Annotated in this window: 18 protein-coding genes; 12 read left to right on the top strand and 6 right to left on the bottom strand. The window is 50.1% G+C overall.

Annotated features, from left to right (window positions below; all coding sequences use genetic code 11):
* Positions 1-120 precede the first annotated feature (120 nt).
* The 4 genes from CHK_RS02290 to CHK_RS02275 are packed head-to-tail and all read left to right on the top strand — an operon-like array spanning position 121 to position 4,392.
* Complete coding sequence (locus tag CHK_RS02290) at positions 121-2,079, top strand: DHH family phosphoesterase (RefSeq protein ID WP_052740183.1); 1,959 nt, start codon at positions 121-123, stop codon at positions 2,077-2,079.
* Between the two features lie 3 nt (positions 2,080-2,082).
* Positions 2,083-2,526: a 50S ribosomal protein L9 gene (rplI, locus tag CHK_RS02285; protein ID WP_046442418.1), complete on the top strand. Its 444-nt coding sequence runs from the start codon at positions 2,083-2,085 to the stop codon at positions 2,524-2,526.
* Complete coding sequence (gene dnaB, locus CHK_RS02280; protein WP_046442417.1) at positions 2,519-3,901, top strand: replicative DNA helicase; 1,383 nt, start codon at positions 2,519-2,521, stop codon at positions 3,899-3,901. Before rplI ends, dnaB begins: the two co-directional genes overlap by 8 nt.
* Positions 3,898-4,392 (top strand): GNAT family N-acetyltransferase, encoded by a 495-nt coding sequence (locus tag CHK_RS02275; protein ID WP_052740181.1) that lies wholly within the window; start codon positions 3,898-3,900, stop codon positions 4,390-4,392. Before dnaB ends, CHK_RS02275 begins: the two co-directional genes overlap by 4 nt.
* A gap of 161 nt (positions 4,393-4,553) precedes the next feature.
* Here CHK_RS02275 and CHK_RS02270 read toward each other — a convergent pair whose 3' ends face one another.
* The 3 genes from CHK_RS02270 to CHK_RS02260 form a co-directional block, all read right to left on the bottom strand.
* Complete coding sequence (locus CHK_RS02270) at positions 4,554-5,054, bottom strand: permease prefix domain 1-containing protein (RefSeq protein WP_046442416.1); 501 nt, start codon at positions 5,052-5,054, stop codon at positions 4,554-4,556.
* Between the two features lie 51 nt (positions 5,055-5,105).
* Positions 5,106-5,438, bottom strand: a complete 333-nt coding sequence (locus CHK_RS02265) for a PadR family transcriptional regulator (protein ID WP_046442415.1) — start codon at positions 5,436-5,438, stop codon at positions 5,106-5,108.
* Between the two features lie 107 nt (positions 5,439-5,545).
* Positions 5,546-6,058, bottom strand: coding sequence for a nitroreductase family protein (locus CHK_RS02260; protein WP_046442414.1), 513 nt, complete (start codon positions 6,056-6,058; stop codon positions 5,546-5,548).
* Positions 6,059-6,204: 146 nt separating this feature from the next.
* Between CHK_RS02260 and CHK_RS02255 the strand changes: the two genes are divergently transcribed.
* On the top strand, positions 6,205-7,116 hold the full coding sequence (locus tag CHK_RS02255; protein ID WP_046442413.1) for a pseudouridine synthase: 912 nt from the start codon (positions 6,205-6,207) through the stop codon (positions 7,114-7,116).
* Here the strand turns inward: CHK_RS02255 and CHK_RS02250 are convergent.
* Together CHK_RS02250 and CHK_RS02245 are read right to left on the bottom strand one after the other, a co-directional pair.
* Positions 7,113-7,775: an RluA family pseudouridine synthase gene (locus CHK_RS02250; RefSeq protein ID WP_046442412.1), complete on the bottom strand. Its 663-nt coding sequence runs from the start codon at positions 7,773-7,775 to the stop codon at positions 7,113-7,115. The two genes, CHK_RS02255 and CHK_RS02250, sit on opposite strands and share 4 nt — an antisense overlap.
* The gene (locus CHK_RS02245) at positions 7,772-8,629 is read right to left on the bottom strand and encodes a class I SAM-dependent methyltransferase (protein ID WP_046442411.1); all 858 of its coding nucleotides are present in this window, start codon (positions 8,627-8,629) and stop codon (positions 7,772-7,774) included. The genes CHK_RS02250 and CHK_RS02245 overlap by 4 nt, the downstream gene beginning before the upstream one ends.
* A 93-nt stretch (positions 8,630-8,722) precedes the next feature.
* On the opposite strand from CHK_RS02245, the gene ispE reads away from it, so the two are divergent.
* Together ispE and CHK_RS16865 are read left to right on the top strand one after the other, a co-directional pair.
* Positions 8,723-9,571, top strand: a complete 849-nt coding sequence (gene ispE, locus CHK_RS02240) for a 4-(cytidine 5'-diphospho)-2-C-methyl-D-erythritol kinase (protein WP_046442410.1) — start codon at positions 8,723-8,725, stop codon at positions 9,569-9,571.
* A 155-nt stretch (positions 9,572-9,726) separates the two neighbouring features.
* A complete protein-coding gene (locus CHK_RS16865; RefSeq protein WP_235811596.1) occupies positions 9,727-10,152 on the top strand; it encodes a hypothetical protein in 426 nt (141 codons plus the stop codon).
* 128 nt (positions 10,153-10,280) lie between these two features.
* Here the strand turns inward: CHK_RS16865 and CHK_RS02230 are convergent, their stop codons facing one another.
* Positions 10,281-10,994 (bottom strand): SGNH/GDSL hydrolase family protein, encoded by a 714-nt coding sequence (locus CHK_RS02230; RefSeq protein ID WP_046442409.1) that lies wholly within the window; start codon positions 10,992-10,994, stop codon positions 10,281-10,283.
* A gap of 144 nt (positions 10,995-11,138) precedes the next feature.
* On the opposite strand from CHK_RS02230, the gene CHK_RS02225 reads away from it, so the two are divergent.
* The 5 genes from CHK_RS02225 (at position 11,139) to CHK_RS02205 (ending at position 19,655) form a co-directional block, all read left to right on the top strand.
* Entirely contained in the window at positions 11,139-11,993 is an 855-nt protein-coding gene (locus CHK_RS02225; RefSeq protein ID WP_046442408.1) for a substrate-binding periplasmic protein, read from the top strand.
* Between the two features lie 40 nt (positions 11,994-12,033).
* Positions 12,034-12,540 (top strand): hypothetical protein, encoded by a 507-nt coding sequence (locus CHK_RS02220; RefSeq protein ID WP_046442407.1) that lies wholly within the window; start codon positions 12,034-12,036, stop codon positions 12,538-12,540.
* Positions 12,541-12,682: 142 nt separating this feature from the next.
* Positions 12,683-12,916, top strand: a complete 234-nt coding sequence (locus CHK_RS02215; RefSeq protein ID WP_046442406.1) for a hypothetical protein — start codon at positions 12,683-12,685, stop codon at positions 12,914-12,916.
* A 164-nt stretch (positions 12,917-13,080) separates the two neighbouring features.
* A complete protein-coding gene (locus CHK_RS02210; protein WP_046442405.1) occupies positions 13,081-16,302 on the top strand; it encodes a PD-(D/E)XK nuclease family protein in 3,222 nt (1,073 codons plus the stop codon).
* The gene (locus CHK_RS02205; RefSeq protein WP_046442404.1) at positions 16,299-19,655 is read left to right on the top strand and encodes a UvrD-helicase domain-containing protein; all 3,357 of its coding nucleotides are present in this window, start codon (positions 16,299-16,301) and stop codon (positions 19,653-19,655) included. The genes CHK_RS02210 and CHK_RS02205 overlap by 4 nt, the downstream gene beginning before the upstream one ends.

The raw sequence follows: 19,655 nt of genomic DNA, 5'->3' as shown, positions 1-19,655 counted from the left end.
TTTTTGTGACGCAATGTAAAACAGGCGGGGTATAGTTGACTATATGCCCAAAAGGCTATAATATAATATTATGGATTAGTGTCGGGATTGAGTACACACACGCAGTGGAGAGGCCTTAGCATGACGAAGAAAAAACGAAGCAGTTATATAACGACAGAGCTTGTTGTGTTTTTGGTATTACTTGCTGCGGCACTGCTTGTGACGATGCTGATGGAGCCGCCAAGCCTTCGCACAGCAGTGATCGTAATGATATTCGTTGTGGCAATCGTGTATTTTGTAATATCGACGCTGCGTAAGGAACGGTGGTTTTATATCGCGGGAAAAGTCCTGACCAGCTGCTCGGAGCAGATGGATAAATACGTAAGCGCGGTGACAATGCCCACGGCTATCACCAGGAAAAACGGGATGATTGGCTGGCATAATCCTGCATTTGCATTGCTTGCTGGCGGACGCTGCGAGGGGCAAAACCTGTTTCGCATTTTTCCGCAGCTATACAAGCCGGAAAAGGACAAAAAGGTAAAGATCGGCAACGTGACATACCTCAAAGAGGCGATACCTGCCAGGTTCGACGGCGTGGACTATATGATTTACCGCCTGATTGACGTGGGAAACACTTATGAAGCATCCGACCTGTGCAGGACGGTTATGGCGACGTCCGCGCACATACAGGTGGATAATTATGGCGATTTGCTGCGCGGGACAAGCCAAAACAGGCATGCCAATATTGACGCGGAGATTGACCGTATTATTTCCAAACAAACAAAATGCCTTAAAGGCGTTTACCAGAAATACGACAGGGACAAATACCTGATGATTTTTGAGCGGCGTTACCTGTCGGCGCTGATGCAGTCAAAATTTTCTTTTATCGACGAGGTGAAGCGCGTTGATACGGGGACAAATGCCGTTGTGCCTACGCTCAGTGTGGGCGTGGGTGTGGGAAATGTGCCGGAGGACGCCAACCGCAGCGCGATTGCAGCCCTTGAGTTGGCCCTTGGGCGCGGCGGGGACCAGGCTGTCATTAAGGATGAAGCAGGATATAAGTTCTATGGCGGCGGACAGCAGGCGATCGAAAAGCGTACGCGCGTCAAAGCCAGAATGTTTTCCCACGCCCTGAAAAACCTGATGGAGCAATGCGACCGTGTGATTATTATGGGGCATACTGTGCCGGACCTTGACTGCATGGGGGCGGCGATGGGGATATTTGCCTGCGCGAGGCAGGTCGGAAAAAAGGCATATATCGTTCTGGATAAATCCAATGCCGCGGTGCAGGGGCTTGTGGACGAGATGAAGCGCGATCCGGATTACAATAATGTGTTGATCACACCGGCTGAGGCAAACAGCTTGCTGGAGGAGCAATCCATGCTGGTGATCCTCGATACGCAGATTGCGTCGTTTACGATTGCCCCGCAGCTTGTTTCCAAAGCAAAGACGCTTGTGGTGATCGATCACCATGTGCGCGGTACGGAGCATATTGAAATGCCGACGCTCTCGCTATTGGAGCCTTATGCGTCTTCAACGGCAGAAATGGTGACCGAGCTGCTGGAATATTTCTCAGATAAGATTTACATCAAACCGCTTGAAGTGGAATCGCTTTTGGCGGGAATTACAATCGATACCAAAGGATTTTCCTTTAAAACAGGCGTCAGGACATTTGAGGCGGCCTCATACCTGCGCAAGCTTGGCGCGGATACCACGTCTATCAGGCATTTGTTCCAGGATGATCTGGAAACATTTTCCACAAGGGCGAGCGTCGTACAAAACGCGCAGGTTCTGCCGGACGGCATTGCGATTTCGTGGTGCCCGGACGATGCGAAAAATCCACAGATGCTTGCGGCGCAGGCCGCGGATTCCCTGATTGGCATCCGTGGGATAAACGCCTCGTTTGTGTTGTGCGGGCAGGGGGATACGATCATCATTTCCGGACGGTCAATCGGCGGGATTAATGTGCAGCGTATTCTGGAAAAGCTTGGCGGCGGGGGCCACGCTACCATTGCGGGGGCGCAGCTGAAAGGAACCGATAAAAAGACAGCAAACGACGAACTGCGGCAGGCAATCGAAGATTATAAAAAGGAGAGCTAAAACATGAAGGTTATTTTGACAGGAGACGTAGCAGGAAAAGGAAAAGAAGGGGATATCGTAAATGTGAGCGACGGCTATGCGCGCAATTACCTGTTCCCTAAAAAATTGGCAAAACAGGCGACAGCGGCAAACCTGAATGCGGCGAACATTGCGATTGCTGCGGAAAAGCATAAAAAAGCGGTGGAAAAACAGGATGCGAAGGAGCTTGCGGAAAAGATTGCCGGAATGACACTGACGATCAAGGCAAAGCATGGCGGAAACGGAAAGCTTTTTGGCGCGATCACCGCAAAGGAAGTGGCTGCGGAGCTTCAGAAGGAAACAGGCGTTATGATCGACAAAAAGAAATTTACTGTGCCCAATATCAAAGAGCTTGGAGAATACAATGTCAGCGTTAAGGTTTATGCGGAAGTGAGCACCGCGTTAAAGGTAGAGGTTATCGATGGCTGAACAAAACAGCGTGCGTTTGCCCGCGGGGCGCATACCGCCAAACAACCTTGAGGCGGAGCAATCGATACTGGGCAGTATGCTGCTGAGTGAAAAATGCGTATTTGAGGCGATGGAGTCGCTGCACGAGGACGATTTTTACCAGCAGCAGCACCGCAGTATTTTTGGTGCGATGGACGAGCTTGTGCGCGAGGGCGTGTCGGTAGACATGGTAACGGTAAGCCAGAAGCTCGAGCAGGCGGGGAAGATGCCGATGGGCGGAATGGAGTACCTTTCCAACCTGACGATGGCAGTTCCTTCTGTTGCAAACATCAGGCATTATATCCATATTGTGAAGGAACGTGCGTCGCTGCGAAAGCTGATTGACGTATGTATGAAGATATCAGATGATTGCTACCGTGGCGAACAGGATGCGCGCGTAATTGCAAACACCGCGGCGACGGCGATACTGAGTCTTGCGCTGCAGGACGATAAGAGCACAATGCAGCATCTTTCGACCGCGCTTCAGCAAAGCTATGTGATTATCAGCGAGGCAATGAAAAACAAGGACGGCCTGATGGGCCTTCCGGCAGGATTCCCGCTGATGGATAAAATGCTTTCCGGTTTGCAGGGAGGGCAGCTCATTGTTGTCGCGGGCCGTCCGGGTATGGGTAAAACCAGCTTTGCCATGAACATGGTAGAGCATATTGGCCTGACGCAAAAGGCAGTATGCCTTGTGTTTTCTCTGGAAATGGCGGCAGACCAGCTTGCGACTCGTATGCTGTGCTCTCAGGCAAGGGTAGACAGCCAGGATGCGCGTACGGGGAAAATCGGCGCTGCGGAAATCAACAAATTTGCCGAGGCAATCAAGGAGCTTTCCGGAACGGAAATCTATATTGACGATTCTGCCTCCATTACGCCGACGGAGATGCTTGCAAAGGCGCAAAGCCTCAAAAAGAGCAAGGGGCTTGGCCTCATTGCGATCGACTATTTACAGCTTATGCAGGGCTCGGGACGCGTGGAAAGCCGCCAGCAGGAGGTCGCGCAGATCACGCGGTCGCTAAAGATCATGGCAAAAGACCTGAACGTGCCGATCCTGTTGCTCTCACAGCTTTCGCGTGCTTCGGAAAAACGTGATAAAAAGTCGCGGTACCCAATGCTTTCGGATCTGCGTGAATCAGGTGCGATCGAGCAGGACGCGGACGTTGTTATCTTCCTGCACAGGGAAGATTATTACCCGGAGGATAAAACGCCGGAAAATATTGGAAAAGCGCGTGTCATCATTGCAAAGCAAAGGAGCGGCCCAACGGGGGCGATCTCTATGCAATGGCAGGGTGAATACACGAAATATATGGAAGTGGATTATGTCCATGACGACGAGGAGGCGCCGGAATATTGATTACGAACCAGTGGTTTTGCGGGATAAAAGATGCTCCGGATGCAAAGATGATCCGCCATGCGGTATTTGTAGAGGAGCAGGGCTTTCCGGAAGAGGAAGAGCTTGATGTATTTGACGATCAGGCAATGCACGTCGTGATTTATGACGGGCAAAGGCCGGTGGGTACCGGCAGGGTATACCACGACGGGAAAACCTTTCGTATTGGCAGGATATGCGTGCTGAAGGAAGACAGGGGACAGGGCATCGGCGACCTGATGATGCGCGTGCTGCTTGTGAAAGCGTTTGAATTCAAGCCGTCAAAGGTTTGCCTCACTGCGCAAAAAAGAGTCAAAGGGTTTTATGAAAACTTCGGCTTCGAGGTGTGCGGGGATGAAATAGACGATACCGGCGTGCCCCACGTACCAATGTGCGTCACGAAGGAAACGCTTGTTTTTAAAAGCGGCTGCGGAAAAGAAATGCGCTATGCGGATTTGTTCCCGGGCAGGGAATAGCCAGATACCCGGCATGATAAAATATGCTTGCAGGGATGGAAGCAAAGGAGTCGGATATCAGATCATATCGGTACGGGAACGACCGGAATTTACGAAACGGTATGATAGAGAACGAATAGCGAATCAAAAACACCCGGATTCTTTCCGGGTGTTTTTTGTCCTTATTTTTTACGGCTTTTGTGGATTGTATTTTTCAGGAGCGGAAACAGGAAAAGAAAGAGCGTAGCAAACAGAAAGAGATAAAAGAGGGCGGCTAAGGGAAACGTAGTCGCAACATAGATCGCCGTCGGGCCGTCCGCACCGCCGATGGTGCCGACATCTGATATAAGCGCAGGCGGAAAATTGCTGCCTGAAAAGAGAAAGGGCGCAATATTCAGCAGGAACAGCACGCAGGTGACCACAAGACAGGAATATTTTGCAATCGTGTAGAGCACCGGCGAATAGACCTTGTTCATATTTCCTGAGATCGTACGGGGATCGCCCATACGCGATACCGCCTCAAATTCAGCACGATCCGTTTCGTATCCTTCCGAAACCAACTGGTCAATGATTTCTTCCAGATGGCTGGTAAGCTCCTCGCGAAGAGCTTCCCGCGCACGGCGGTCTTTGATCTTGCCACAAACGGATGCAATATACGCTAAAGCTGTTTCACCAAGCTTCATGATAGATCACCCCTTTGTTTCGATCGGGCAAATTGGTTTTGCTGAATCCCATCACACGGTACCTCCCATCATGCTTTCCATGGCGGAAGAAAATATACGCCATTCTTTCTTTTTGCTGGAGAGTTGCCTGATGCCCCTATCCGTGATTTTGTAGTACTTACGCAGCCTGCCGTTTTCAGCTTTGACGCTATAGGACTCGATATACTTATCCTTTTGCATACTATGCAAAACAGGATACAGCGTGCCTTCCTGAAATTCAAACACGTGGTTGGAACGCTGCGCGAGCTCGCTGATAATCTGATAGCCGTACATATCGGCCTTTTCAAGAAGATGGAGAATCAGGAGCGAAGTGCCTACTGAGGTCATGTTTTTGTCAAACTTCATGGTTACCTCCTTTGAGATTACAGAACGATAATTTTGCACAAAAAATACCTTGAATACCTATGCTTGGATTATACATAGATGTTCAAGGTATGTCAAGCGCTGTTTAATCAGTATTTGTCGTAATGGATTTTAGACGGTTCGACTCCGCTGTGCGGCCTTGCGTGTTCGGCGGGATGCCCGATCGATATAACGCTCACCGGGATAACGCCTTCCGGAATACAGAGCAGCTCTGCAACGCCTTTTGCGCCTTCGGTGGGATAGCAGCCGAGCCACACGCCTCCAAGCCCGAGGCCTTCTGCAGCGACCAGGATATTTTGCGTGGCAGCCGAGCAGTCCTGAATGAAAAATTCTTTGGTGGAGCCATGATAATCCGCAACATCACCGCAAACGATGATTGCGAGGGCGGCATTTTTCAATAGCTTCCAATAGGGACGCAGCTGTGAAAGCGACATTAGTACGTCCTTATCACGCACTACAATAAATTCCCACGGCCGTGAATTGTGCGCGCTGGGAGCGCATAAACCCGCACGCAGTAAAAGCTCCTCATGCTCCGTGGATACGGGCTGATCCGTATACTTGCGGACGCTGCGGCGGTTAAAAACGCATGATAACTGATCCATAGAAGTCCTCCTTCTGCTTTTTATGTTTTTAATATATATTATATCAGTAAGAATTGCAAATTATTTGCTTGAAGGCTATAATACAATATATAGTATATCACAAAAAACACGCTACCACTAGAAGCGTAAAAGGCAGAGGGACATTCATGATCAAACTGGAAATCGAGAAGGAGCAGGAAGGCAGCAAGGTAACGCAGTGCGTTGCTGCCTCTTTACCGGAGCTTCAAAAACTGAATCTGAAAAAGATGATCAAAACAGGCGATATTAAGCTGAACGGTTGCCGCATCAAGAAGGATTTTGAGGTGGAGGACGGCGACATCATAGAGGTGTATGTGCCTGTGGAATATGAGCGGTTTCCGTTGCTTGATGTGGTATACGAGGATAAGAACATCCTTGTGGTCAACAAGCAGCCGGGAACGGTCGTGACCTGCACCGCTGCGACGCCAAACGCGCCGGAGCTGATGTCTATGGTAATTAACTATATGAAGGACGGAAATGAATATTCCGAAGAATCCGGCTGTATTCCATTTATGTGCTTTAAGCTCGATATTTATACGGGCGGGCTTGTGATGTTTGCCAAGAATGCCGAATATTTCGAGGCGATCCGTGAAGCAATCCGCCAGCGGCGTATTAAACGTGTTTTTCGTGCCATTGTTAAGGGGTGTCCGGAATATGAGCGCGGGCAATTTCAGCATTTTTATGTGAAGGACGATAAGGACAATTACCGTGTCGCAAAAACGAAGTTGCGTGGCAGCGTGCCTATTTATACGCGTTATCAGGTGGTGGAAAGCAATGGAATATACAGCATTATCGATATCGAACCGGTGACTCAGTACCTGAATCAGGAGCGCGCGCATATGGAAGCGGCGGGTTTCCCGATCCTGGGGGATAACCTCTATGGGGATATGAAGGCAAACAAAAAGCTTGGCATCAAATACCAGGCGTTATGGGCGACTACGATCAGTTTTGATACGGGCGTGAACAATATGCTCGAATATCTGAACGGGAAGATGATCCAGACAGAGGATATCGATTTCCCGCTTGTGAATTTTGATTAATCAAAAAACAGGGGCCATGGAAAGAGATTGGGCGGCGGACAGGTAAAGGTCAGCCGCTCTTTTTTTGTGGGATGAATCAAGGAAATGGAATACGACCACAGGCACAGCCTTGGGTTTTCCATGCCGCCATACTTCACATCTCCAAGAAGCGGAGCCCCCATATGGGAAAACTGCACGCGTATCTGGTGTGAACGTCCCGTCTTAAGTGCAATATCCGCAAGGGAGTACGGCCCGTCCGAACAGGCGATGGAATAGGACAGCTCTGCGCGTTTGGCGCCCGGGGTATCCTCCGGAACAACGCGAGAAGTATTCGTTCTGGCATCCTTTAAGAGATAGCCGCAGAGCGTCCCCTTGGGCGGGACCGGATTTGTTATAATGGCATAATAGCTTTTTTTGAGCGTGCCATCTTTTATCTGTGCGGATAGCCGCGCAGCGGCTTTGGATGTGCGCGCAAACACCATCACGCCGCCTGCGGGACGGTCAAGCCTGTGCACAAGTCCAATGTATGCGTCGCCCGGTTTCCCGTATTTTTTCTTGACGTAACGCTTGATGACGTTGAGAAAATCAGCATCGTGGGAGTTATCTGCCTGCGAGGGCATATTCTGTGGCTTTACAGCAACGACCAGATGATTGTCCTCAAATAGTATCTGCGGAATCATATGTGCCACCTTGTCGTTGTGCCACAGGGAAGGAAGATATTCTGGCCCTCCACCGGAAGGCACAAATCGTCAGCATCCACTGTGCCGCCCCGCCCGGAAAGACAGATGGACAGGAGGTTTCTGCTGACCACGGAGGAAAGCCCTGTGGTGTAGGAGTTGATGATAAAAAACAACGGCGTATCTGAGAGCAGCTTTGCGGTTTCGGATACCAGATCGAAAAGATTGTCCTCAGTCCGGAACACCCTGCCGTCAGAGCCCCTGCCATAGCTTGGCGGATCCATGATGATTCCATCGTAGCGGTTGCCCCTGCGCTGTTCCCGCAGTACAAATTTCAGGCAGTCGTCCGCAAGGATGCGCACAGGCCTGTCCGAAAGGCCTGAGAGCGCAAGGTTTTCCTTCGCCCAGCCGTTCATGCTTTTTGCCGCGTCGATGTGCGTAACCTGCGCTCCGGCAGCCGCACATGCAAGCGTTGCTCCGCCGGTATATGCAAACAGGTTCAGGATGCGGGGAGAAAAGCCGGAATTTTTGATCATACTATCCATAAAATCCCAGTTGGCAGCCTGTTCAGGAAACAGCCCCGTATGCTTAAAGCCTGTGGGACGCACATAAAACTGCAAATCGCGATAACTGATAGTCCAGCGCTCGGGAAGCGTTTTGAGATAGCTCCACTGTCCTCCGCCGCGTTCGCTGCGGTGGTATTCCGCATGGGCGTCCCGCCAAAGCGCGGGAGCCTGTTTTGCCCAGATCACCTGCGGATCGGGCCGGGAAAGGATTACGTTTCCCCATTGCTCGAGCTTCATACCGTCGCCGGTATCGAGCACCTTATAATCACTCCACTCATCTGATAAAAACATTCTAAATCCTCGATTCAATTCTTCCTGAATATTCTAACATAATACAACGCTTTATGCTATAATGTTGCTGACCATTTGAATGCGGGAGAAATTATGAAACTGAAGGCATATGCAAAACTGAATCTGGCCCTTAACATAATTGGACAATATCCAAACGGGATGCACGAGCTTGATATGCTGATGCAGAATATATCCCTCGCGGATGAATTAACCGTAGTGCGCGCGGACGGGCTGGCGCTTTTGTGCGACGGTATGGAAGCGCAGGGAGATAATACCGTTCTGCGTGCGGCGCGCCTGTTTTTTGAAAAAACAGGGATAACGGGCGGCGCAAAAATCACGCTTGAAAAAAGAATCCCCTCGCAGGCAGGGCTGGGCGGAGGCAGCAGCGATGCGGCGGCGACGCTTGCCGCGCTTGACCGGATTTATGAAACGCATCTTTCGAAAAAAGTGTTGAAGGAGATCGGCGTCGGGATCGGCGCGGATGTTCCGTTTTTTATCGAGGGAGGATGTATGCGCGCGCGCGGCGTGGGAGAAGTATTATCGCCAGTAGCGAACCGGTGCGGATTTGCATATTTGCTTGTAAAGCCGGAGGGCGGCGTGCCGACAGGGCAGGCGTACAGTGTGTTTCATGAGCTGCCGAAGGAAACGGTTGATATGGATGGAATTACAGATGCGCTGGCCAAAGGCGATGTGCGCCGGTATTTTTCACTGGCAAATAATGTGCTGATGCCTGCGGGGATCAGGATATGCCCGGAGGTTTCTGATGTGATTTGTGCATGCAGGGCTTTGGGGGCGGATTTTGCGATGATGACGGGAAGCGGGAGCTGCGTATTTGCTATTTTTCCGCAAGAAGCGGTACAGGAAGCGCAGGATGCCCTTGCGAAGCAGTATCCATTTTGCGTTGCTGCGGAGAACTGCGGCGCAGGATACGAAATCATTTAGGAAGCATACGGTAAATGAGCTGTAAGCGGAAGAAATGAAAGGGCCTTTTTTGTTTTATAATTTCAAAAGGGCTATGCAAGGCCAATTTTGTGACCGGTTTTGTGACTGGCTTGGATTATAATAGTAATGATAAGCTGAGGAAGGATATATGAATTGTGCAAAACAGTATTCATGTATGCGTAGACAAGAGAGACGGGGCAGGTTTTTTTGGAAGCATTCACCACAAATGCCTGGAAAAACCAGAAGAGTTTTGCGACATCAATGAAATGGTGATCAAAATAGATTCTGTTTTGAATACACTGAAATATCCGCAGGCGGCAATCGAGCACCGGGTGTTTGGAAAGAGAAAAGAAGCGCAGGAAAAAACTCAGGCAAGTGGGGCAAAAAGTATGGCAGAACAGACGGAAGCAATTAATGTAACTGGGAAAAAAGCGACATTTATCGTTCAGATACAATACAGGCAAAACGCGACCTGGCAGGGTCAGGTTGTCTGGTCTGAAAAAAACGAAAAAAAGAAATTTCGAAGCGCGCTCGAGCTCATCAAGCTGATTGACAGCGCAACAGCGGAAAGTGAAATTTAAAAAACGGAGTATTTGTTACGTCAAAAGGCGTGAAGAAAGCATGGGAAAGAACCGCTGCCGCGAGGCGATAAGCGGCAATCATAAAAGGCGCATACACCTTGATATGCGCCTTTTTTAATGCAATTTATTTATACCATCATATATGCCGCGTGTTTTTCGATATAATCGATAAAAGTCTTTTCAATCAGGGCCTGCCCCTTCTCGTTGGGATGGATACCGTCCTCGCAGATAAGATTCTGATAATGCTGCTGGCTCAAAAACGCATTACGGACGTTGATCAGGTGCGTGCCGGTCGCGCGGGCGATTTTTTCGATTGTGTAAGAATACTTTTCCTGCCACCAGTAAATTTTGGATACATCATGCAGCCACTTTAAGATATTATGGGCGCGTTGCGGATCGTTTTTGGTAAACCAGCGAAAATACGAAGGCGCGTTAAGCGGCGGCAGATTCATAAGCACCGGTATTTTATTCTCTTTCTTTAAGGAATTTACCATATGGGTGATATTTTCCTCGAAAGCCGTAACAAGCGTATTGGGGAAATGCTCTTTCATGGGGGTTTGCGCGACCTCATCCCAGTTGTAATCGCAATCGTTTCCGCCGTACTCAATCAGCACAAGATCAGGATTGAGGTCACTGAGCTTATCGCCCAGCAGCTTTGATCCATAATCAGAGGTGGTGCCGAATTTGGAAAAATCAAGGATTTTGGCCTTGAGCATGGTTCCAAGCCTGCGAATGAACCCCGACTTGGAAAAAATATATCGGTTTTTCTCAGGATGGAACACAACGCCCTTTGCGACGGAGTCTCCCATGACCAGGATGGATTCGATGTTTTTCTGAGGCATAAATTACATGTCCTTTTTTTCATTTATTTTATGACTGATATTTAACCTAAATTTATCATGTTAAAAAATGTTTTGCAAGTGTTTGGTTGAATTATTCCGCGAAAATCAGTATAATAAGCCACATAGACAAACAGGAGAAATAATTTGGACAGAGAATTTAAATCGCACCGCCGCAGCAGGGGCGCCGAGTTTATAAAACGAAATAAAAAACCGCTTTTGATTACCATTTTGATTATTGCCGCGGTAATCGCCTGTGCGGTTCTGTTTACCAATTTGGCAACCAGACAGGGATTTGATACAAGCTTCCTTATGACGCGCGACGTTGTGAGGATTGGTTTGCGTACTGATATAGAAGGCTTTGGCGGAAAAGATGAAAACGGGAACCTGATAGGCTTTGACAGGGACTATATCGACGCAGTACTGAAAGACCTGCTCGGAAATCAGGAAAAAATGTATGAGTATTATCCTATTACATCGCAGGATGCGGGCGGTGCAATCAAGTATGGCAACATCGATATTGCGCTGGGGCTTTTGACGACAGGCGAAAATGTCTCAAAAACAAAAGGCTTTACACTGACCGAGCCATACTATACGGACGACGTCGTTGCCGTTATGCGTGCGGATTCGCGTGTGCAGAGGGTGCCGGACATTGAGGCGACGTCGATTGGCGTTATCAATACCGCAATGTCTGTGGACGACCTGAAGCAGTATCTGGAGGATGAAAAGTTAAACTTTGAGGTCGAGCGGTATGCGGATTACGAAAGCGCAATGCTCGATTTGGAAGCCGGGCGTATTCCGGCGGTGATCATGCCGCGCGCAATATCCAGACAGTTCCAGGATGCAGGCTACAGGATTTTGGCGGAACCGCTTTATACGGTTGGATATTGTATTATGCTGCCGACAGGGCAGAGCGCCGTCGAGACAGAAATGAACAAAACAATCGAAAAGCTAAAGGAAAACGGGACGACGCTGGCACTGGAGGAAAAGTGGGGAATCTGAAGGCCGGGAATTTAAAGGGCAGGAAAGACGGGGAAAAAACATGGCTATGTTTGAGCAGCTAAATGAAAGTATTGACGAGCTGAATAAGGCCCTGAAAGAAATGGAAGGCGTAACGGCGCTTGTTTCCGATTTGCAGAAGAGCGATGAGAAGCTGGAGCATACCAAGTCGCAGATGAAAGCGCTTTTGAGAAATTCCGCGCTGCTTGTAGACGGTACGCTCACCGTATACGAAACGATCAGGCGGGAGCAGGACAGGCTGAGGCTTGCGCTGAGGGAACAGACAGCAGACCTGCAAAAGCGGCTCAATATATATTCTGAAGAGATTACCTCGCGCATGAGCGATTGGGAACAAGCTGTGCGGCAACTGCGCGAGCAGGAGCAAAAGCAACGCAAAGAAGCCGATGACGCGGTAATCAAAACCATTCACGAAAAGCTCAGGAAGGTGCAGCGGGAGACAAAGCACGATATGACAGTCATCAAGGTTATGATTGCCGTTTTTGGAAGCGTTGCCATCGCCCTGCCGATTATTTTCAGGTATTTTCTGTAAAAGTTTCATTAAAATGTTTACGGGCAATCCATACGGGTTATATTGACAGTATGTAGGGCTTTGTGTTACTATTACACAAAGGGTGAGCTCCAAAAAACTCCCCGGAACCCACAAATTTATAATGTGTCAGGAGGACAACGGAGTGAAAATTAAAAACATTAGCGAACCGCAGAAATTCTTTGAATTATTGAAGGACTGCAAAGGCAAGGTAGAGCTTGTTACCTCAGAGGGTGACAGACTGAATCTGAAATCCACACTGTGCCAGTACATCGCTTTGACGCAGATGTTCAAAGACGCACAGATCGACGAGTTGGATTTGATCGTATCCGAGCCAGAAGATTTGAATCTCTTGCTGAACTACTTAGTAAGAGGTTAAAAACCTTTTGTAAACCAAGGTTGTAGCCATTAGGCTATAACCTTTTTTTATTGCCTGAAATACTTTGAATTTAATCCATAAATTGGTTGCGTCCCATGATATAATAATGCTAAGTAAAATTTTTATGTTCTGGTTTGAAAAACCTTGAGAGAACGGAGCGATACGTGGGCGTTGAATTTGTGCTGGGAAGAACCGCCAGCAAAAGAGACGATTATGTCATGGAAAAAATAGGATCGATCATCCGCAAAGATCCGCTTGCGAATGTATTGGTTGTTGTGCCGCCGCAGGCCACCTATATCACGGAAAAGCAGCTTATGCACAAGCTTGGGCTGAAGGGGCTGATGGGCGCGGTCGTACAAAGCCCTGCGCGTATTTGCGACAGGGTGCTGGAAAGTACGTATGGCAGGACGATCCCTGAAATTGACAGCGTGGGAAAGAGTATGATCCTGCGCCTTATTTTGGACGGCGAACAGGAACATCTTGAGGCGCTTGCCAAAAGCGCAAGGAAAAGCGATGTTCCCATGGAGCTTTCAGGACTGATCGCGGAGCTTAAAACGCTTGACATAACGCCGCAAATGCTGCTTGAAATCGATACGAACCATGAAAACACCAAAAAAAAGCTTGCAGATATTGCGCTTCTGTATGAGCGTTTTGAGGAAAAGACAGCAGGGCTTTTTGACACTGAAGACAAAATTAACCTTGTCATCGAGCATATCCCGGAAGCTGAATTTTTAAAAGGCGCGCATCTTGTGATTCATGGATTTGATATTTATAATGCGCAGACGGTGCGTTTTTTAAAAGCGTTGATGCACGCGGCAAAGGATACGACCATGTCCTTTTATTACGCACAGACCAATGCTCCGGATAGCGGGGTTTATGAAATCTGTAATGAAAACAGGAATAAATTTTTGCAGGATGCGATAAAAATGGGGCTTGAAACAACGATCATTACGGAAGACAGGGAAATTTCGAAGGACATCCTGCACCTTGAAAAGAATCTTTACGCTTATCCTGCACGGCATAAAGAACGGGCGAAGGACATCAGCGTAACAAGTGCGCCGGACGTTGACGAAGAGGTGCGCGCGGTGGCGGCGCAGATTGTGTGGCTTAACCGGAAATATGGATATGATTACCGCGACATGGCTGTTGTGTGCGGCAGCGGGGAGCGCTATTCGCCTGTGATAAGAAGACGTTTTGCAGAGGCGGGCATTCCATGCTTTACAGGAGAAAAAAGGACGCTTGCACAGTGCGCATTCAGTATGTTTTTATTGACTGCGCTTGAACTTGCACAGGGACGGCTGAAAAAGGATACGTTACTTGCACACGCGAGGACAGGCTTTTGCGATCTGAGGGAGGAACAGGCGGACGCACTGGAAAATTATGCGTACTGCAATGTGCGCGACGGGTTTGCATTTGGCTATCCGTTCAAGGAGCCGCGCGCGGAGCGGGCAAGGCTGCGCCTTATGGAGCCAGTGACCGAGCTGCGTGAAGCGGCGAAGGGGGCAAAGGACGCGGACAGCCTGATTGGCTGCGTGCTTGCGTATATGCAGAGGCTGCATGTGGACGCGAAGCTTGCGGAACAGACCAAGGCAGCGCGTGAGGCGGGGCTTCTGCAAAGCGCGGAGTGGAACGGGCAGGTTTTTGATAAGACCATGCGCATCCTGACGCAGGCAAGGGAGATTTTAAAAGATACGCAGGCAGGCAAGGGGCAGATACTTTCTTTACTGAAAACAGGGCTTACATCACAGAAAATCGGCGTGATCCCGCCGGGAGCAGATGAGGTGGCGGTGGGAGATGTTTCTTATATCCGCCTTGACGATGTTAAGGCTGTTTTTGTTGTGGGGGCGAACGACGGGCTTTTACCAAATTACGAACAGCCGTCCGATATTCTTGCTGATTATGAACGGGAGCTGCTGCTTTCGCAGCTTGCGGGGCTCCGGTTTACCGGGAATGTGGAAAAGCAAAAGCTGGCAATACAGAAAATCGTTACAAAGCCGAAGGAAAAGCTGTTTTTCAGTTATGTGGACGACGGGAGGGAAAAACCGTCGCCGTTGATCGATAAGCTCGGCGAATTATTCGGAGCGGTAAAGCAGAACCGTGCCGCTGATATCGCGCCGCTTCTGAAGCAGAACGCCTATGCACAGGCTGCGCGTATCGTTCGTGGGCTTGCCGACGGGACGGTTGAGGAATATGACAGAAAGGTAGTTGCAGCCGTACTGGCAGACGACACGCTTCCGGAAAAGCAGCGGGCCATCCGGCGCGGCGTGATGAATGCGAATGCGGCAGCGCGGCTCAATGCGGATATTGCCGCTGCCCTGTATGGAGAAATGAAGGGCAGCGCGAGCAGGCTCGAGCAATATTTTGAATGCCCTTACAAGCATTTTATTGCTTACGGGTTGAATGTGGAGCAGCCGAGGGAATATGTGATCGACCAGCTTGATGTTGGAAACTATGCGCACAAAATTCTGGAGGAGCTGACAAACACATTCAAGGAGAAGCAAACGCGTTGGGCAGATGTTCCGGAAGAGGAGTTTGTGGAAACCCTGAAGGCCTGCGCAGGGACGGCGCGTGAGGAGCAAAGTAAATATACGTTAAACAGGCACAATGAAAACGTGCTGGCCCTGGTGGAACGAGAGGTAGGGCTTGCGGCGCACGCAATCCGTACGCAGACCGGACGCGCAAGCCTGCAGCCTGCGGAGAGTGAATACTGGTTTTCGCAGGAATTTACGGATGGGCTTACGATCAATGGTAAAATAGACCGTATCGATACGGCAGTTATCGATGGTACGCTCTATTTTGATATTGTGGACTATAAAACAGGCGATCCGCAATTTAAGCTCCTGAAACTCGCGAGCGGCCTTAGCCTGCAGCTGATGATCTATATCATTGCAGTGCGCGAGCTGCTGGGAAACGGCGCGGAATTTGCAGGCGCGAACTATTTGAAAATACATCTTCCGTCCTTTGAAGAGGAAGGGAAAGACGTTGACGGGGAGTTTGACATGGAGGGTATTTGCGGCGTTGATTTTGATACGGCACAAAAGCTCTACGGCGGGGAAGGCGATATTGTCCTCACGATCGCGATTGAACGTAAAAAGGACGGCAGTGTCAGGAAAAATGCGCAGGACAGGCTGTTCAGCCCGGATGAGGTGGAAGAGCTGGTAGCGTTTACCAAAAAACTGATCGGTCAGGCGGTACTTGAAATGAAGCAGGGAAATACGCAGATCATGCCGTACCGGCTCGAGCAGCGTATGGGCTGTGACTATTGTGAATTTGCGAGTATTTGTATGTATGACGAGGGATATACGGGGAACCATCCGCGTGTGATTGAGAAATTGACGCGGGAGCAGGCAATGGAGAAAATCAGCGGACATGGGGAACAGGTATGAGACTGACAGATAAACAGGCAAGGGCAATTAAGACACAGACAAAAAGCGTACTTGTATCAGCTGCCGCGGGCAGCGGGAAGACGAGCGTGCTTGCAAAGCGCGTCGCGCGCCTTGTTGAGGGCGGGGCGGATATCCGCACAATGCTTGTTATGACGTTTACAAATGCGGCGGCGGCAGAGATGCGGCAGCGGATAGCCCGGGAGTTGCGAGAGGAGGCGCTTCGGCAGGGGGAAAAGCGCCTGTATGAACAGGCGGAGTTTGTCGCGGTATCGGATATCTCCACCTTTCATAGCTTTTGCGGGAAGGTGGTGCGCAAAAATTATGCGATCCTGGGGCTGTCTCCAACGGTGCGTATCATGGATGCGGGAGAGATGAACCGCATGAAAACGCAGACTGCGCGCGAGTTGTTTGACGGGCTGTATGAAGAGGAAGACGGGGATTTTTTGCGGCTTGTGCAGCGCTATACGAGGCGTGGGGACGACAGGCAGCTGATGGAATATCTGTTCCGTATTTACGATCATATTATGAGCAAGCCGGAGCCGTTTGCGTGGGCGGAGCGATCAGAGCATAAAAATAATGAGGAATATATCGCAAGGCTGAAAGCGCAGTACGACGGGAATATCATGGAACATCTCCTGCGTGCAAAGCGTCTGATGGATGCCAGCGCCACGCTTTCCGGCAGCAAATATCCACAGCAGCTTGCACAGGACGAAGCCTGCGCCACGCTGCTTGGCGAGGCGTATTCCTATGCGCGTGACAACGGCGTTGCCGCATTGCGCAAAAACAGCGTGGGCATGAAGATACCCAGCATCACGAAAGGACTTGGAGACGAGTGTAAGAAACGGATTCAGGATTTGTACGCCCAGGCGCGTAAGGAGCTGAAACAGGCGCTTGCCGGGGATGATTGCGAAAACTTCCATGTTACCGCCGGTGCGGAGCTGGCGCATACGCAGCAGGACGTTTGCGCAATGCTTGCCCTGGTGCGGCAGTTTCACGAATATTATGCGGAATGCAAATCGGAGCTCAACGTTCTGGATTATTCGGATATGGAGCATTTTGCGCTGCGTGCGTTTGAGGATGAAGAGGTGCGCAGGATGTATGCGGATTTGTACCAGTACATCTTTGTGGATGAATATCAGGATACCAATCCGGTACAGGAGAGCATTATAAAAGCCGTGTCGGGCGATGGAAACCTTTTTATGGTGGGGGATATTAAGCAAAGTATTTATAAATTCCGTTTGGCTGATCCGCTTATTTTCAAGGAGAAATCACAGGAATTCCGCGCGCAGGCCGAAGGCGGCGAATTGATTTTGATGAATGACAACTTCCGCAGTAAGAGCGGCGTGATCGATGCGGTTAACGGCATCATGGAATGCGTAATGTGCGAAACCCTGGGGGAGATCAGGTACGACGAGGGAGAGCGGCTGGTTGGCAGCGCCCGGGGTGGCAAGACCGAAATCCTGCTCGCCTGCGAGGCGGACGACGGTGAGGATGAAACGCGCAGCAGGCATGCGGTGGAAGCGGAAATGATTGCGCGCAGCATCGAGAGGGAGCTTGCGGGCGAGGTGACCGACAAAAAAACAGGCGCAATGCGTAAAGCGGCGTTTGGAGATTTTGCAGTACTCGTTCGTTCGCGCAGCGATATGATTTATCTGCTGAAGGCGGAGCTTGACAGGCGGGGCATTCCCTGCTCCATTGATGTGGAACAGGCCAGGGAGCTTAAGGAGATCGAGCTGTTTGTGAACATCCTGCGGTTGGTGGATAACAGGCGGCAGGACATACCGCTTCTGAGTGTGATGCGGTCGTTTATCGGTGGAATGAACGAGGAGGAATTTGCACGTATTCGAATCGGCGCAGACAGGGATAAGGAACCTTTTTATGAGTCGGCACAGATGTATGCGGCGGAAAAAGAGGACACGCTGGCAAGAAAACTGCGGTCCTTTTATGAAAAGCTCGATTACCTTAGAACCTGTGCACAATCCCTTGCGATGCCTGAATTTCTGTCGCTTGTGGCGACGGAATTTGATTTTGAAACCTACCTTGCCTGCGTACCTGACGGCGAAATGAAGCGTACGGCGTTTTCGCAGTTTCTTGGTATGGCGGCGCAGCTGTGCGCCGCGCAGGGCAACAGCCTTTATCTTTTGCTTCGCGCCCTGCATGAAACAAAAAAACGGGACGGCGCGTATGTCAAAGCAGCGATGGCAGCCGGTGGCGCGGACTGCGTGCACATTACAACGATTCATAGCTCCAAGGGACTCGAATATCCGATCGTCTATGTTGCAAACCTCGAGCGCAGGCTTACTGTGCAGGATTTTAAAAACAGGATGCTGATCCATTCAGACTATGGGCTGATGATGCAGTATATCGACGAGCAAAGCCTTGTGAGGCGTTCAACGATAGAGCTTGAGCTTGCAAAAAAACAAATCCGGCGCGAATACCTGTCGGAGGAGCTGCGCGTGCTGTATGTGGCGATGACGCGCGCGCGTGAAAAGCTGTTTCTTGCCGGAAGCGTGGGGAACCTTGAAAAGGCGCGGCACGAATGGGCGATGATGCACGATATGGGCTCCTACGAGGATGCAAAATCCATGCTGGACTGGATTATGGCGGCGAATGCCGGCGGACAGATACCGGTTCGTTTTGCAGGGGATGAAGAGGCAGGGGAAAAGGAAAAAACCACGTTCGACTTTGATGAATACTGTAATAAAATGGCAAAAGTTGAGGACCGGGCGGAGCTTCTATCCGCTGCGCGCCAGCCGGATATCCCTGCAAAGGTTTCGGTGAGCGCAGTAAAGCAGTCGAACGCTGCGAATATCCGCAGGTTCCTGATACCAGACCTCCAGCCGGACGACGAGGAGATCACAGGCGCACGGCTTGGCACGCTTGTGCACAGCATGATGGAACGCGTTGTGCTTACCGGTCAGGATGTTCGTGAGGCGGCGCTTGAAATGGAAGCGCGAAAGCTGCTGACCGGGCAGGAGCGCGAGGCGGTTCTTGCACACACGGAATGGATTGAGGGCTTTTTGAAAACATCTCTTTATGAGAGGATCAAAACCGCCGGGCGCGTTTTGAAGGAGCAGCCGTTTAATCTGGAGGTAAAGGCGCAGAGCATCGGCTACGAAGGAGAAGGCAGCATGATGGTGCAGGGTATTTTAGACCTTGCTTTCCTGGAAGACAAATGGGTGCTTGTAGACTATAAAACAGACCGCGTGACGCACAATACGGTGGAACAGGCCGCGCAGGGTTATGCAGTTCAGCTTGAGCTCTATGCACGTGCGCTTGAAGAAATCACCGGAATTCCGGTCAAAGAAAAGTATCTGTATTTCCTGCGCCTGCAAAGGTGCATGGAAGTTTGA

This window comes from Christensenella hongkongensis, assembly GCF_000981035.1.
Lineage (GTDB): Bacteria > Bacillota > Clostridia > Christensenellales > Christensenellaceae > Christensenella > Christensenella hongkongensis.
This window is presented reverse-complemented; position numbering and strand designations above follow the sequence as displayed.

Excerpts from the sequence above, each read along its gene's own strand:
- CHK_RS02245 (WP_046442411.1), bottom strand. The coding sequence starts at position 8,629 with ATGTTTTTATCAGATGAGTGGAGTGATTATAAGGTGCTCGATACCGGC.
- CHK_RS02260 (WP_046442414.1), bottom strand. The coding sequence starts at position 6,058 with ATGGATCAGTTATCATGCGTTTTTAACCGCCGCAGCGTCCGCAAGTAT.
- CHK_RS02205 (WP_046442404.1), top strand. The coding sequence starts at position 16,299 with ATGAGACTGACAGATAAACAGGCAAGGGCAATTAAGACACAGACAAAA.
- dnaB (WP_046442417.1), top strand. The coding sequence starts at position 2,519 with ATGGCTGAACAAAACAGCGTGCGTTTGCCCGCGGGGCGCATACCGCCA.
- CHK_RS02265 (WP_046442415.1), bottom strand. The coding sequence starts at position 5,438 with ATGAAGTTTGACAAAAACATGACCTCAGTAGGCACTTCGCTCCTGATT.
- CHK_RS02220 (WP_046442407.1), top strand. The coding sequence starts at position 12,034 with ATGGCTATGTTTGAGCAGCTAAATGAAAGTATTGACGAGCTGAATAAG.
- CHK_RS02250 (WP_046442412.1), bottom strand. The coding sequence starts at position 7,775 with ATGATTCCGCAGATACTATTTGAGGACAATCATCTGGTCGTTGCTGTA.
- ispE (WP_046442410.1), top strand. The coding sequence starts at position 8,723 with ATGAAACTGAAGGCATATGCAAAACTGAATCTGGCCCTTAACATAATT.
- rplI (WP_046442418.1), top strand. The coding sequence starts at position 2,083 with ATGAAGGTTATTTTGACAGGAGACGTAGCAGGAAAAGGAAAAGAAGGG.
- CHK_RS02290 (WP_052740183.1), top strand. The coding sequence starts at position 121 with ATGACGAAGAAAAAACGAAGCAGTTATATAACGACAGAGCTTGTTGTG.
- CHK_RS02255 (WP_046442413.1), top strand. The coding sequence starts at position 6,205 with ATGATCAAACTGGAAATCGAGAAGGAGCAGGAAGGCAGCAAGGTAACG.
- CHK_RS02270 (WP_046442416.1), bottom strand. The coding sequence starts at position 5,054 with ATGAAGCTTGGTGAAACAGCTTTAGCGTATATTGCATCCGTTTGTGGC.
- CHK_RS02230 (WP_046442409.1), bottom strand. The coding sequence starts at position 10,994 with ATGCCTCAGAAAAACATCGAATCCATCCTGGTCATGGGAGACTCCGTC.